Here is a 13,905-nt window from a genome sequence, read left to right as displayed (position 1 = left end):
AAAAATCGAGAGGATATTTTAAATGAAACCTGCGACAAAAGCCGAATTGCGTGCAGAGATGCCTGAGGACTGGGTTCCTGACGCTGTAGCCATTTTGGGACGCCTGGAATCGTTGCTGGCCGGCGGGGTGAATATCGGGTTTATCGAGCGGCAATGCCGGATTTCAGAGGACAAAATCCACGCTCTTCTGGATGAAAAGAAACGCGCCACTTTGGGCGTTACCGAAGACTCAGGGGGGCTCTTACGGAATCGACTCAGAGAAGCTAAAGATCTGTTTTCCCTTATGAGCTGGCTAGATGAATACGCCGCCGAGCGGAAGGAAAAAGCGCGGGAATACACAGAAATTCAGACAGGCCTGTTTATCTCCGGGCTGGCCATGGATGCGCTGGAAACAAAACGCCTATTTCATTTGATCGGCGGCTATGGGATTTCCAAAACCAAAACACTGGAACGCTTTGCGCGGATGCACCCGATGACCCATGAAGCTCCGGGCGCTGCTTATCTGGCCTTGACGGATGAGGATCGCACGACCGGACAAATCTATCAGCGCATCTCTGACGCCATACGAATCAATGAAAAATTCGTAACCCGTGGGCGCTCCATTGGGCAACGCGTCAGAAACGCACTGCGTGCCGGTGACCTGCTCATTATCGACGAGGCAAACTATGCTTTCGAGCGGGGCACCTGGGCCACGCTGCGAGATGTCTTCGACGGTTCGCAGGCTTCCATGCTGATGGTTTCGAATACCACCTCGAACGGCTTCGTGAAAAAGCACCAGGTCGAACTTGGGGCATTCCTGAGCCGAGCCCGCACCCGGTCGATTGAGAAAAACATGGCTGCCGATGGAGAGGATTACGCCAAGGCGCTCGGCTACACCTGCCCGAAGATTCTAGAGGAAGCCGGGAAGATGGTTTCCCGCAGCGGCCCCAGTGGCGGCATGCGTTTCCTGGCTAAGGCATTTGAGGATGCAGAACAACAGGCCATCAAGAAAGGCATTCCGGTCGACATCACCGTTTTGCGGTCTGCAGCCCAACTCAATAGCGTTTTTTTCAAGTGAGGTTGCCATGATCGATAGAAAGAAACTGGCCCTGATCCATCTCGCAAAGAAGACTCTGGATATGCACGAAGACGATTACCGCGCCCTGCTGAAACGGGCTGCGGGAGTCGAATCAGCCAAAGACCTCGACGCCAATGGTTTTGCAGCCGTGATGGTCGAATTCGGCAAATTGGGATTCGAATCCACCGCTGCCCAGGAACAACGAAAAGCACCACTTCGCGCTGGTGGCCACGCCACCTATGCCCAGCGCTCGTATATCCAGCGCCTCTGGCAGGACTACAAGGGAGCAGAAGACCAGGAAGGCCTGCGGCGCTGGCTACAGCACAAATTCAAGGTTTCGCATCTTCGCTTTCTGGACACCGAAACGGCGCCGAAGGTGATCTTTGCTTTGAAGCACTTCAAGCAAAAGCCTACCAAATGAACAACCTCGCCCCCTGCCTAACCCTGATCAGCACCGACCAAACACCACCCAAAGGAAGGAAACCGAAGATGAATCCCATCCCACTCCATGACCATGGCGCCTTCAACGATATCGAGGCCGCAGCATCGTTTATTGAACTTGGAATTGATGCCATAGAAGGCATCGGCGTCATGCTGCAACCAGACATGTCTAGCGCCGACGAACAAATGAACTTCACCCGGAGAAGCAACGCTTCTGCTGTCTTCCGGTTCTTTGGCGAAGCCATGAAGTCCTCGATCCGGAATATCAATGAGGCTTCTTTCCGTCTATCGAATGATCTGCGCAGCCTTGACCAGGGGGAAGCATGAACACGACCCACCCTATACAGATTGCGCACAAATTGGGGGTGAGTGACCTTGTCGCGCAGGCTTGTGACGACTTTCGCGCCGCGCCCACCCATCGCAACCTGCCTTTTCTAGTGCTGATGGCTGGTCAGGCCACAGAGCACGGCCAATCAGAGAAAACCAAGGCAAAAAATCCCCGCACTTCCCTCTAATGACCGAAGATCAAACGCCAAAGAAAGGAACATCATCCAAAATGAATAAGATAGCAGTCTTTCCATCGGATGAAGGATACGAATATTTCAATGCCACCCCGGCCCAGGTTGCTGCTCGCGTGACAGCAATCACTCTTGCCGCGAATGTTGTGATGACCGGGGACGAGCTAGGCGACAAACGCTTGGCAGGCGATATATGTGTCGAGCTATTGGATACCGCTGCCTGGTTGTCTCGAAAACTGGCTAACTACTTTGACGACGTAGAGCGATCTGCCACAACCTAATAGCCGTCTATACCCAAACCGCCAGAATCGCTCTCTGGCGGTTTTTTCTTTCTTGGTGGAAGGCAGCATCCACCAAGATAACGAAAATTGAAATTAACGCCCCTTTAACGCTGTCCTGTGGCATGCCCGAGGGGTGTATTCATTGTTCAGGCTACGGCTTGCTTGCGTAGGAACTCCGGAATGTCGTAACGCTCGGCCGTGACGATTTCTATGTTCACCTTTCCCTCGAACTGAATGCCGTGGTCGCCATCCACAGGCGACCGGTGCCCTTCCTCGGCATACCAGATTGCATCAGGAATGCCTTCCGGAAAGGCTGAGCAGGTTCTCTTTCCCTGGTGATGGTGGTTGCACCAACCGCAGGTGTCCGACCAGCGCTCACGACCAGTACAGACCCGCATGGGGATAGCTTCATCCATCGAATACACCTTTCATCGTTGGCGAATCCAACTGCGGCAGGTACCCATGCCCATACCCGTGAATCCCCATTCCTCCATGACGGATACTGACCCCATCAAAACGGATTTGTCCTACAGCAATATTTTAGGGAATGTGACATGGGAAACGCCATAAAACTCGGTATCGAAATCGACAATGAACTGAGTGTTGCTGTCGCCAACTTCAACGCTGGCGTCAAGGAATGTGCTGCTCGCCGTTTGCGGGCGAAAAAACTTGCCGAAGAGCTTGGTAAGGCAGAAAAAAAGAAGGTCGAGTTGGGAGCAAATCTCGCCGCAGTGGATTCTGCCTGCGGGAAAGCCGAGACGACCGAAGAAATGAGCTCGTTGAAAAACAAGGCCCTGTCAATCAAGGCAGAGCTGGAGTCGATCAAGGCCGTCATCGTCAATCTGCAGGAAAAAAAATCGCAGTCATCCTCCCGTTGGGATGGCGGATACCTGGAAGCTGACCATGACAAAAGGCATTTGCAGAACCTTGTTTTTCGGTGCATCAGGCAACGCCTTCTCGAAAAGCTCAAAAAAGATACTGAGTTTGTTGAGCTTTTGAAATGCATCTATGTCGTTGCCAACGAAGCAGAAGATGAAATCCTCTACAAGGATAGGCATGCCATCGAATTTATGTTTGGCGTGGAAAACAGCCTTGTCGATGTAGGCGCAGAAATCCTGAGCGACGATCAACAGCAGATCAAGAGCGAAATTCTTGCAGAGATCGGGTGCGTGATCCCTGGCCTCCGGGAAAAGAACTAAGGGGAGGTCATGCAAACCATTCCCGAACATATACCGGACATCAAAGCACTACGCGGCCACAAAATCACACCGGAACTGCTGAACCTACTGAGCCGATACGTGGTTTTCCCGAAATCAGCACGTGATTTGATTCGCCTGATTGGGCTGGATGCCGCATCGTTGCTTGTGACGGCTTGGGGCGGCCAGGTATTCAGAGTTCCCGCCGTACAGGGAGGGGCCAAAGAGGCGGGGGAAAAGGCGTATCAAAAACTGGTCGAAATTATCGGCGAGGAAGCCGCACACGCAATCGTCAAAGAATATCGCGGCACCTTACTCAGTGTGCCGAATCTGACAATTGCCCTGCACGCATACGTCCAAGACACAGTCAGAAATGAGTTTGATGTCATGGTCACATTGGGTGGGCTTAGTTCGACCGAGGCTGTATTTGAACTTGGCATCAAACACAGAATGGCAGGAAAAACGATTGAGAAAATCGTGAACAAGCCACTTAATCCAACCATTGACACTGAGTCTTTGCGGCTGGATCCCATATTCAAGGGGGTTACTTGATGTATTCCCAAAACAATTCTCTCAGTGATGTGCTGCTGTACGAGGTGCTGCCGAAGTGGTCTAGCCAGGCAGTCACTGTCGCTGGCTTTGGTGGCACCGACGTCGAAGTCATCGTCGGCGACGAAGTGGAGATTCGGGTGTCGGTGGAAATTGGCACCGTGCTCGGCAAGATCACTGCCACCGGCGTTTATGTGCCGCTCGATCTGACGAATAACGACGGCTCTCAAAACGCCGCCGCCATCCTCGCCGAAGACCTACCCATTTCGGCCGCCACCTGCAAGGCGGTTGTCATCAAGCGCGGCGCTGGCGTGAATAGCGCCGGGCTGGTCTGGCCGGGTGACATCACGACCGACCAGAAAACGGCGGCCATTGCCCAACTCGAAGCCCACGGCATCGATGTCGTGTCGGTCTTGTAACCCTATTCGCCTCCTTAGCGAATGAGGGCCAGCGTATTAGTGCGAGGGTTGGCATAGCACTAAATACCGTGAGCCCCACCCATGCCAACACCCCTTAACCAAACCACTCACCCCCCGGAGAATGATCATGGGCATCGTGCGCAAGAAAGAAATTGCAGGCAAGGAATTCGAAATCAAGGAAGCAACGGTTGAAGAAATCCGAAACTGGCTGAAAGAGCTCGGCGGCGAGCGGCAAGGTGATGTGGTTGACGTCCTACTGATCGAAGGCTTCTTCATCCCGGATCTGTACTGGTTTACCACCATCACCCCTGAGGATGCTGGCGCGATGACACCGCGAGAGCTCCAAGAAGCCATTACCGAAGTAAAGGAGTTGAACCCCGATTTTTTCGGCCTTCAGACCAAGCTTTTGACTCGATGGCAAGAGAACTTGGCTCCATTGACGAACGTATCCTGATACTTGAGCAGAATGTCGCGACACTCATACGGTCGGGGCACTCCAGTGCCTGGCATTACCCCTGGAGCGTTTTCCAGTCTTCAATTACTGAATTGAACGCGGCACACCGCGATGAACAATAAGCTATCCCTATCGTTTGAAATCACAGCCGACCCGGCAAAGTTAAAGGCCGGGCTTGCGGTTTCGCGGCGCGATATTCTTGCGACGTACGCCGATATAAAAACCAGCGTTGGCGAAGCCAGCAAGAAGTTGACAGAAGCGCAGGCTGAAGCACAGGCCCTCGGTCGTGCGTTAAGCGCAAATGGAGCGCCAACTCGGGCGATGGTTGCCGAGTTCGAAAAAGCCAGGGCTGCCGTTGTTGCAGCCAAGGAAGCCGTTGTAGCCAAGACGGCAGCGTTGCAACAGCAGCGCGGCTTGGCGCAAGCAAATGCAGATGCTATTTTCGCCGCAACGCGCTCCGGGCAGCAGACAGCCATCGCTGCTGCTGCAGCAACATCCGCTGCCCAGCGAGCTGCTCACCAGGTCAGAATGAGCGATCTGGCTCAGGAGATTGCAGCAGCGAAGGCAGCGGCGCTGGCTGATCAAGCGAGGGCGGTAGCGGCGCGTGATGATGCGCTCAAAGCCTCTTCCCGCGCTACTGCCGCTGCAGTGGCAGCGAAGAACATGGCGGTTGGAACGTCACTCGGCGCACTGAGTTTGCGCGGTTCAAATACGATTCGCCAAGAAATCGCCGACGTCAATCGGGCATTGGCGACATTGCGAATCAATGGTGCAGCAGCCCAAGATATTGCGAGGGCAGCTCAGGCGGCCAAGGAAAAAGTAGCGGCGCTTAATGCCGAGTTGAACACAACCGGTAACGCTGCCGCTGGCGCTTCTGGAAACTTAGCTGGAACCACAAGCCATATGGCCGCAATGGCTGTGGCTGCGCTGTCTGTGCACGAAGCTATTCAGCTATTGAAAGCTTCGGTCAGTACAGGAATTCAATTTGATAGTCTGAAAACACAATTCGTCTTTGCGAATGGCGGAGATATTCGCAAAGGCGCCGAAGAGATGGATTTTGCCAGCAAGCTGTCAAATCAGCTTGGCCTGGAGTTGATCGGCACAAGTAAAGCCTACGCAAAACTGCAGGCATCAGCAAAAGGTACCGTTCTGGAAGGTGCGGCGACCCGGGATATTTTTCAGGCAGTCGCCTCTGCCGGGGCTGTCATGGGATTAACGGCAGACGAGCAAGCTGGCGCTCTTTTAGCTATTTCCCAAATGATGTCCAAAGGTACGGTTTCAGCCGAAGAGCTCAAGGGCCAGCTCGGCGAACGCTTGCCAGGGGCTTTTCAAATTGCATCGAAGGCCATGGGTGTTACGACGGCCGATCTGCAGAAAATGCTGGAAGCAGGGCAAGTCATGTCTGCTGATTTCCTGCCGAAATTCGCTGCGGCATTACAGGCATCTGTAAGTGGGTCGCTGCCCGCCGCCGAAGCTTCGGCCCGAGCTCAGCTTCAACGCCTGGAAAACGCATTTACCGAGTTCAAGTTGCGCATTGCCAATTCTGGCCTTTTGGACAAGGTCGCCGAGCAGTTGGAGCGCGTACTTGATCATATTGGCAATATGGCCGACTCCGGGGAACTGGACAAACTAGCTAGCCAGTTTGCCGCAACCTTCGGCGCGGTCGTTGAGTTTTTGGCCGACGCCAGTATTGTCGCTACCCGCTTTGCCGATACGCTGGGGACATTGGCAACAGCAGTCGCGGCGGTTGTTCTTGGTGGCCGCGCTTTGGCAATTTTTGGTGGGGCATCGGCGGGTATCGCAGGAGCGGGAGCAAGTGCATCAGCCGCTGCTGCCGGCTTCGGCTTACTGACGGGGGCCATTCGCGTGTTGAAAAACCTCACGGTCGGCGGCTTGGTTCTGACCGGGGTAGAAAAACTGATCGAATGGGGGGCTGCTGCAAGCGAAGCGCGAAGACAGGCGGAGGCCTTGGAAGCCCAGATTCAGAAGCTGATAAACACGAACAGCGAGCATGCCAGCACTGCCATGCGCGACGCCGCCGGAATTAAAGAATTTGGCGATTCGGCATTTGATGCCTATGAAAAGGCGATCAAGGGAGCACGTGATTACGCGGCTGCCAAAGTAGTTAACTTAACGCAAAATAATGACAAAGGATTGCCAAAAGGACTTGGTAAATTTGATGATGCCATCGAGTTTTATAGCCAGCAGGCGACTGCCTATAACGAGTACCTAGATACAGTTGTTGCCGGGGAGCGCTTGCGGCGCGAGCAATTTAAGCTGACCGGCCAAATCACAAAGTTGGAAGCGGATCGCGAAAAAACCCTGGCCGGCGAGGTCACACAAACGCGGTCAGAGGCCCTGTCTGCTCAGATCAAGGGTTATGAAAAGCTGGTCGAAGCGATCGGGAAGGCTCGCGAGGAATCCCAGAAAGAGGCCGAGGGAGCCAAAAACAAGGCGACGGGATTACGCGATCAAGCACAGCAGGTTCAGCAATCCGCTCAGGACAAAGCGCAATCCATGCGGGAGCAAGGATTGCCGGAAGAAGTTCGCCAGCAAAACGATGCGGCAAGAGCCCAGAGTGCCCTCCGTGATGGAAGCTTTTATGCCAGCGCCGCCGCGGCAGCCCAATTGGATGGCCGTAGTAAAGACTTCGAGAAATACGCGAAAGAGGCAGAAAGATTCCTCGATAGGGCAATGCAGTTTTCTGAAAAAAGCGGTGATGCCAACCTGGTTGAGGAAACCGGTGCCGCCCAGGCAGGTTTGAAAAAAACACAGGCCAAGGCGGAGGATTACAAGGCAATGGAGGCCGAGCAACAGGCTGCCAGTCTGATGGATCAACTCAATCAGGCTCAAGGAAAGCTGACCGAGATGAAAGGGGAGATGTCGACCCTGAAGATCAATGCCGAAATCACCGATGCAATCAATAATCTCAATGCAGTTGAGGCCAAGATTGCCGCCCTATCTGACAAAACGGTGACAATCACAGTGAACACAGCGGGGAACATTCCCTCAGAAATCCAAGCGAAGAGCGGCGCGGAAAATGCCATCCCGGCGCGAGCCTATGGCGGCCCGCTCCCCGGAACTGCTCCGCATGATCGGGCAGATAACATGCTGTACTGGGGAACCCCTGGAGAATGGGTTATCCAGCGGCCGACAGTACGGATGTGGGGGGAAGCAAACATGCGACTGATTAACGCAGGCCAAATGCCGCGTTTCGCAATGGGCGGGAAGCTAGGTAGTGCAGCGTCACGGATCACCATTCCAAGGCTTACCCCAACAAGTTCTGGTGCTGGCCAGAATGCGCAAACCCCGCTTGTTCTCGACTTTGGAAGCTTTGGCGGAAAACATAAAGCCTCAGCAACTCCGGATGTGGCGCGGGAAATCAAGCAAGTATTTCATCGGCTGGCGCTTGCAAGAGGTTCGCGTTAGCAACCGATTTGAGAGATCAAAATCTCTTGAGGGCCGCTCTCCTTAGGAAACAAAGGATATTTCACCATGCAAAATAGCTATACACTTCAAGTTGCACCGCGCCCGAAATCCATGCACGTCATGACGCTACTTCCTGCAGGAAGGTTTAACGCTGAAGACGGCTCAGGGCCTTACTTCGTTGTTCCGGAACGGATCATCAAGTCTTTTGATAAAGACATCCCGATTCTGCTCGGCGATACCGGTGAAAGTGCCGGCGTACTGCAGGCAATCGAGGAAGAACAAGGAGCCATTGTTGGCCACATCGCTTTCCTTCGAAACGCCATCGATTTAATGCTGAATGGAGTGACTTCTGGTGTCTCAGTTGTTTTTGACTATCGTGGCGATGGAATAATCACCAAGATCGTGGGAGCCTCGTTGAATAAAGGCAACATGCGGGCCGCCCATCGCTGTGATTACTCGAATCCACTGCTAAGCGATGCCATGGATCGGCAGCGCCAGCAGGCCACAGGGGTAATTCAAAGCGCTCATGGCAAAAGCCCTCTCGACGAACACGCCCAAGGGTTCCGCGACACAGGTGCTTCACCTTGGAACCCATTGGTACGTGACGCCATGCGCCGGAGCCGCTAACACCCCGGCCATTAACGCCTACAGGTGGCGAGAAATTGCGCGATATTTGGCATATCCGCAATCCATTAAATAGCTGGTTTCCTTATTTAATTTATTCGGCACTCCAACCTGTCAAAGTTTCCGACCATCGCGCCCGTTCCCAGGAAAACCCACATGAAACTGCAAGACATCCCGCTCGGCGGCCGTTTCGAATACGACGGCAAGATTTTCACCAAGACCGGCCCGCTCACTGCCAGTAGCGATGAAGGCAAGGGCCAGACGATGATTCCGCGCTACGCCAACCTGCGTCCGCTCGACCTGCCGACCCAGGAAGATCGCCTGCCGGGCATGCAGCGCCGCCTGGAAGCAGCCGCCGTCAAGAAAGCCATCGACGAGTTCTACCGCAGTGCGGCCGAACTACTCGACGAATCTGCCCTGCCCGCCCTGGCTGAAGCCCGCCAGCGCTGCCTGGACAAGCTCAAGCTGCGCTGACCCGAATCAGGTCGGCAGGTCGAAGCCTTTGAGCTTGCGATACATGTCGACCGCGTAGGAGTCGGTCATCCCGGCCACAAAGTCGGCGACGCGCAGCAGGCGGAGATAGGGATCGGCATCCGGCTCGCCGCCGTGCCCGAGGAACTGCACCGGCAGCAATTTGAGCAGCATGCGCTCGCGCGTCGTGAAGCGGGTGCCCGGCGCACCGGCCCGCGCCTCGACGGCATTGGTGAACAGGCCAAGCAGCGCCCCGAGCACCTCGAAACCGGCAGTTTCGATTTCCAGCGCCGGGCGCGCCGTGTAGATGGTTTCCTTGGCCAGTTTGAGAATGGCCTGCAGCGGATGGGCAATTGGCGACTGTTCGAGCAGTTCGTCGTCAAACGAACCATCAAGGATGGCATCCTCGTTCTCCAGAAAGACCGCCGCCGCACTTTCGAGCAGACGACCGATTGCCTTGGCACGCAGGTATTCGAGACGCTCCTTGGGATCATGCAGGCGATCCAGGCGACTGCCGTTGATCGTGTTGCCGGCCAGGTCGGCAAGCAGGCACTCGGCGTCGCGATACGGCACGAAACCGAGCTTGGCGGCATCTTCAAGATCGACGATCAGGTAGCAGGTGTCGTCGGCCACTTCGACCAGGAAAGCCAGCGGATGACGCCGCCAGGCGGTATCCGGAATTCGTTCGATCAGACCGGTCGACCGTGCGACATGGCGGAAGGCTTCGGCATCCTGCTGGAAGAAGCCGAATTTCTTGCCGCTACGCCCGTCCAGCTCGGCATCCAGATGCGACGGCCGCGGATACTTGGTAAAAGTCGCGAGCACCGCGCTGGTCAGTTGCAATCCCGGATTGGCAGGGCTTTGCAGCCGGGTGACGATGCGAAAACCCTGGGCATTGCCCTCGTAGCGCTCGAAGTCGGCACGCTGGGCGGGCGAGAACGGATGCCGGTCAAGCAACCCGGAATTCCGGAACCACTCACGGATGGCATCCTCGCCGGCATGACCGAAAGGCGGATTGCCGATGTCATGTGCCAGACAGGCAGCGGCGACGATGGCGCCGAAATCGCCGGACTCGACATCGCGCAAGCCATGCCGGGCGATGATCTCGCGCCCGACCACGGCGCCGAGCGAACGCCCGACACAGCTGACTTCCAGGCTGTGCGTCAGGCGCGTGCGGACGTAATCGCTCTTCGAGAGCGGAAAGACCTGCGTCTTGTCCTTCATGCGCCGGAAGGCGGAAGTGAACACGATGCGGTCGTAATCCTGCTGGAAGGCCGTCCGCTCCGGCGTCCCCGGCCCCTTGCCGGCGCCCAGACGCTCGGCTGACAACAGTTTTTCCCAGACTTTGCGCTTGCCCATGGCTATTGAGTATCGTCGATGCAATGGGCTGCGAGTTTACTCCGCTTCGAGCGCAGCCCGGACATGATCCGGCAAAGGCACCGATTTTCCCGTCTGCGTATCCATCCACACCACCTTGGCTGCGCCTTCGGCATAGATCCGCTCGTCGCCTTCGAGACGCATCTCGACGTAGGTCTGCACGCTGGAACGCCCCGGTGCGCCAACATAGGTCCGCACTTCGACATTGCCCGGATAGGTCAGCGGCATCAGGAAAGTACAACTGGCGTTGATGATGACCGGCCCGGCACCACCCGGACGAACGACAACCTGCATGTCTTCGATCCACTCGACGCGTGCCTGCTCCATGTAACGGAAATACACCGTGTTATTGACGTGCCCATAGGCATCCATGTCACCCCAGCGAATGGGCATTTTCGTGACGTGAATCAGCTTCTTTTTATGTTCCATGACTTTGCGCTTTACAAGGGATTGATCTATACCTTTCCATACTGTACCGTATTGCGAAGCAGTTCACAACAAACCAAAAATTGAGGAGACATCATGGAACGCGAAGCCATGGAATTCGACGTCGTCATCGTTGGCGGCGGCCCGGCCGGTCTGGCGGCGGCAATCCGGCTGAAACAGCAGGCGGCAGAGAAAGGCGGCGAAATCAATGTCTGCCTGATCGAGAAAGGTGCCGAAATCGGCGCCCATATTCTTTCCGGCGCTGTCATGGATCCGCGCGCGCTCACTGAGCTGCTGCCCGACTGGCAAGCCGATGGCGCTCCGCTCAATGCACCGGTCTGCGAAGACCGCTTCCTGATTCTCTCCGAAACCGGCGCCATGAAGGTGCCCAACAGCCTGCTGCCGAAATGCTTTCACAACGAAGGCAATTACGTCATCTCGCTCGGCAACGTCTGCCGCTGGCTCGGTGAACAAGCCGAAGCCCTCGGCGTCGAGATCTATCCCGGCTTTGCCGGCGCTGAAGTGCTCTTCGACGAAAATGGAGCCGTCAAGGGCGTCGCCACCGGCGACATGGGGCGCCTGCGCGATGGCAGCGAAGGTCCGAACTTCCAGCCGGGCATGGAACTGCACGGCAAATACACTTTCTTCGCCGAAGGCTGCCGCGGCCACCTCGGCAAGCAGTTGCAGGAACACTTCAAGCTGAACGACGGCGCCGATCCGCAAACCTACGGCATCGGCCTCAAGGAACTCTGGGAAATCACACCCGAACAACACCAGGCCGGCCTCGTCATCCACAGCGGCGGCTGGCCGATGCAGCCCGATACCTACGGCGGCGGCTTCCTCTATCATCTGGAAAACAATCAGGTCGCCGTCGGCTTCGTGGTCGGTCTCGGCTACAGCAATCCGCACCTGTCGCCCTTCGAGGAATTCCAGCGCTTCAAGACGCACCCGGAAATCCGCAAGTTCCTGACCGGTGGCAAACGCATTTCCTATGGTGCACGGGCGTTGACCGCTGGCGGCCTGCAATCCCTGCCCAAACTGGTTTTCCCGGGTGGCGCCCTGATCGGTGACGACGCCGGCTTCCTCAATGCCGCTCGCATCAAGGGCTCGCACTGTGCCATCAAGTCCGGGGCATTGGCTGCCGAAGCCTGCTTCGCCGCGCTGAGCGCTGATCGCCAGCGCGACGAGCTGGCCGCCTATCCGGAAAGCTTCAAGCAAAGCTGGTTGCACCAGGAACTGCACCAGGCGCGCAACTTCAAGCCGTGGATGAACAAGGGACTGAAACTCGGTTCCATCATGTTCGGCATCGACCAGATCGTCTTCGGCGGCAAGGCCCCGTGGACCCTGCACAACACCAAGCCTGACCACGCCAAGCTGAAAGCCGCAGCAGAGTGCCCGGTCATCGCCTATCCCAAACCGGATGGCGTGATCACCTTCGACCGGCTTTCATCCGTCTTCCTCTCCAGCACCAATCACGAAGAAGACCAGCCCTGTCACCTGCACCTGAAAGACAACAGCACACCAATCGCCATCAACCTGGCGCGTTACGATGCACCGGAGCAACGCTTCTGTCCGGCCGGCGTCTATGAAATCCTGCGCGATGAAAGCGGCAACAATCCACGTTTGCAGATCAATGCGCAAAACTGCGTGCACTGCAAGACCTGTGACATCAAGGACCCGACCCAAAATATCAACTGGGTCGTGCCACAAGGCGGTGAAGGACCAACCTATCCGAACATGTGATGCTTTATAATCTCGGGGCTAAACCCCTTAGGGAGAACAACACATGGGCTTTCTCGCCGACAAGAAGATTCTGATTACCGGACTGCTGTCCAAGCATTCCATTGCCTATGGCATCGCCAAGGCCTGCCACCGTGAAGGCGCTCAACTCGCCTTCTCGTACCAGAACGAACGCTTTCTCGACCGCATCAACAAGTTTGCGGCCGAATTCGACAGCACCCTCGTTTTCCCGCTCGATGTTGGCAGTGACGAACAGATCGACAATCTGTTCGTCGAACTGGGCAAACACTGGGATGGACTGGATGGCCTCGTGCACTCCATCGCCTATGCCCCGACCGAAGCGATCGAAGGCGACTTCCTGAATGGCATCACCCGTGACGCCTTCCGTATCGCCCACGAAATCTCCTCTTACAGCTATCCGGCACTGGTCAAGGCCGCGCGCCCGATGATGCAGGGCCGCAAGAGCGCCGCACTGGCCCTCTCCTACCTCGGCGCCGAGCGTACCATGCCGAACTACAACACCATGGGCCTGGCCAAGGCCAGCCTGGAAGCGGCTACCCGTTACCTGGCCTTCTGCCTCGGCCCTGAAGGCATCCGTGCCAACGCCATCTCGGCCGGCCCGATCAAGACCCTGGCCGCCTCCGGCATCGGCAACTTCGGCAAACTGCTCGCCTACAACTCGCACAATGCCCCGCTGCGTCGCAACGTGACCATCGAAGAAGTCGGCAACGCCGCCGCCTTCATGCTCTCCGACCTGGCCAGCGGCATTACCGGCGAAATCATGTATGTCGATGGCGGCATGAATACGGTAGCCCTGGGTAACGCAGAACCTCTGCCTGCCTGAGCCACAGGCCGACCCAATAAAAAAGCCGCTCAGTAACCCTGAGCGGCTCAGACTGCTGACGAACCCCCGATTTTTCGGG

Annotated in this window: 17 protein-coding genes; 14 read left to right on the top strand and 3 right to left on the bottom strand. The window is 56.2% G+C overall.

Annotation, left to right across the window (positions count from 1 at the left end):
* Nucleotides 1-22: 22 nt before the first annotated feature.
* From KI612_RS08645 to KI612_RS08625, 5 genes are read left to right on the top strand one after another with little or no spacing between them, the layout of a single operon-like run.
* Nucleotides 23-1,057, top strand: coding sequence for a hypothetical protein (locus KI612_RS08645; RefSeq protein ID WP_226443486.1), 1,035 nt, complete (start codon nucleotides 23-25; stop codon nucleotides 1,055-1,057).
* A gap of 7 nt (nucleotides 1,058-1,064) precedes the next feature.
* Entirely contained in the window at nucleotides 1,065-1,478 is a 414-nt protein-coding gene (locus tag KI612_RS08640) for a regulatory protein GemA (RefSeq protein WP_226443485.1), read from the top strand.
* Nucleotides 1,475-1,825, top strand: coding sequence for a hypothetical protein (locus tag KI612_RS08635; protein ID WP_226443483.1), 351 nt, complete (start codon nucleotides 1,475-1,477; stop codon nucleotides 1,823-1,825). Before KI612_RS08640 ends, KI612_RS08635 begins: the two co-directional genes overlap by 4 nt.
* Nucleotides 1,822-2,013, top strand: coding sequence for a hypothetical protein (locus KI612_RS08630; protein WP_226443481.1), 192 nt, complete (start codon nucleotides 1,822-1,824; stop codon nucleotides 2,011-2,013). The genes KI612_RS08635 and KI612_RS08630 overlap by 4 nt, the downstream gene beginning before the upstream one ends.
* Nucleotides 2,013-2,297: a hypothetical protein gene (locus KI612_RS08625; protein WP_226443478.1), complete on the top strand. Its 285-nt coding sequence runs from the start codon at nucleotides 2,013-2,015 to the stop codon at nucleotides 2,295-2,297. The genes KI612_RS08630 and KI612_RS08625 overlap by 1 nt, the downstream gene beginning before the upstream one ends.
* 146 nt (nucleotides 2,298-2,443) lie before the next feature.
* Here the strand turns inward: KI612_RS08625 and KI612_RS08620 are convergent, their stop codons facing one another.
* The gene (locus tag KI612_RS08620; RefSeq protein ID WP_226443477.1) at nucleotides 2,444-2,713 is read right to left on the bottom strand and encodes a hypothetical protein; all 270 of its coding nucleotides are present in this window, start codon (nucleotides 2,711-2,713) and stop codon (nucleotides 2,444-2,446) included.
* Between the two features lie 138 nt (nucleotides 2,714-2,851).
* On the opposite strand from KI612_RS08620, the gene KI612_RS08615 reads away from it, so the two are divergent.
* The 7 genes from KI612_RS08615 to KI612_RS08585 all read left to right on the top strand — a co-directional run bounded on the left by KI612_RS08615 (nucleotide 2,852) and on the right by KI612_RS08585 (nucleotide 9,442).
* Nucleotides 2,852-3,496, top strand: coding sequence for a hypothetical protein (locus KI612_RS08615; RefSeq protein WP_226443475.1), 645 nt, complete (start codon nucleotides 2,852-2,854; stop codon nucleotides 3,494-3,496).
* A gap of 9 nt (nucleotides 3,497-3,505) precedes the next feature.
* Complete coding sequence (locus tag KI612_RS08610) at nucleotides 3,506-4,045, top strand: hypothetical protein (protein WP_226443473.1); 540 nt, start codon at nucleotides 3,506-3,508, stop codon at nucleotides 4,043-4,045.
* Complete coding sequence (locus KI612_RS08605; RefSeq protein ID WP_226443471.1) at nucleotides 4,045-4,461, top strand: head decoration protein; 417 nt, start codon at nucleotides 4,045-4,047, stop codon at nucleotides 4,459-4,461. The genes KI612_RS08610 and KI612_RS08605 overlap by 1 nt, the downstream gene beginning before the upstream one ends.
* A 127-nt stretch (nucleotides 4,462-4,588) precedes the next feature.
* Complete coding sequence (locus KI612_RS08600) at nucleotides 4,589-4,915, top strand: hypothetical protein (protein ID WP_226443469.1); 327 nt, start codon at nucleotides 4,589-4,591, stop codon at nucleotides 4,913-4,915.
* Nucleotides 4,916-5,026: 111 nt separating this feature from the next.
* Entirely contained in the window at nucleotides 5,027-8,344 is a 3,318-nt protein-coding gene (locus tag KI612_RS08595) for a tape measure protein (RefSeq protein WP_226443467.1), read from the top strand.
* 66 nt (nucleotides 8,345-8,410) lie between these two features.
* A complete protein-coding gene (locus tag KI612_RS08590) occupies nucleotides 8,411-8,971 on the top strand; it encodes a hypothetical protein (RefSeq protein WP_226443465.1) in 561 nt (186 codons plus the stop codon).
* 153 nt (nucleotides 8,972-9,124) lie between these two features.
* Nucleotides 9,125-9,442 carry a hypothetical protein gene (locus tag KI612_RS08585; protein ID WP_226443463.1) on the top strand — a complete coding sequence of 106 codons (318 nt, stop codon included), beginning with the start codon at nucleotides 9,125-9,127 and terminating at the stop codon, nucleotides 9,440-9,442.
* Between the two features lie 6 nt (nucleotides 9,443-9,448).
* On the opposite strand, the gene dgt is transcribed toward KI612_RS08585, so the two are convergent.
* Together dgt and KI612_RS08575 are read right to left on the bottom strand one after the other, a co-directional pair.
* On the bottom strand, nucleotides 9,449-10,798 hold the full coding sequence (gene dgt / locus KI612_RS08580) for a dGTP triphosphohydrolase (protein WP_226443461.1): 1,350 nt from the start codon (nucleotides 10,796-10,798) through the stop codon (nucleotides 9,449-9,451).
* A gap of 36 nt (nucleotides 10,799-10,834) precedes the next feature.
* Nucleotides 10,835-11,245, bottom strand: a complete 411-nt coding sequence (locus KI612_RS08575) for an acyl-CoA thioesterase (RefSeq protein ID WP_226443459.1) — start codon at nucleotides 11,243-11,245, stop codon at nucleotides 10,835-10,837.
* A 93-nt stretch (nucleotides 11,246-11,338) separates the two neighbouring features.
* Between KI612_RS08575 and KI612_RS08570 the strand changes: the two genes are divergently transcribed.
* Nucleotides 11,339-12,985 (top strand): electron transfer flavoprotein-ubiquinone oxidoreductase, encoded by a 1,647-nt coding sequence (locus KI612_RS08570; RefSeq protein ID WP_226443457.1) that lies wholly within the window; start codon nucleotides 11,339-11,341, stop codon nucleotides 12,983-12,985.
* A 43-nt stretch (nucleotides 12,986-13,028) separates the two neighbouring features.
* Nucleotides 13,029-13,826: an enoyl-ACP reductase FabI gene (fabI, locus tag KI612_RS08565; RefSeq protein ID WP_226443455.1), complete on the top strand. Its 798-nt coding sequence runs from the start codon at nucleotides 13,029-13,031 to the stop codon at nucleotides 13,824-13,826.
* Nucleotides 13,827-13,905 lie beyond the last annotated feature (79 nt).

This window comes from Quatrionicoccus australiensis, from assembly GCF_020510525.1.
GTDB lineage: Bacteria > Pseudomonadota > Gammaproteobacteria > Burkholderiales > Rhodocyclaceae > Azonexus > Azonexus australiensis_B.
This window is presented reverse-complemented; position numbering and strand designations above follow the sequence as displayed.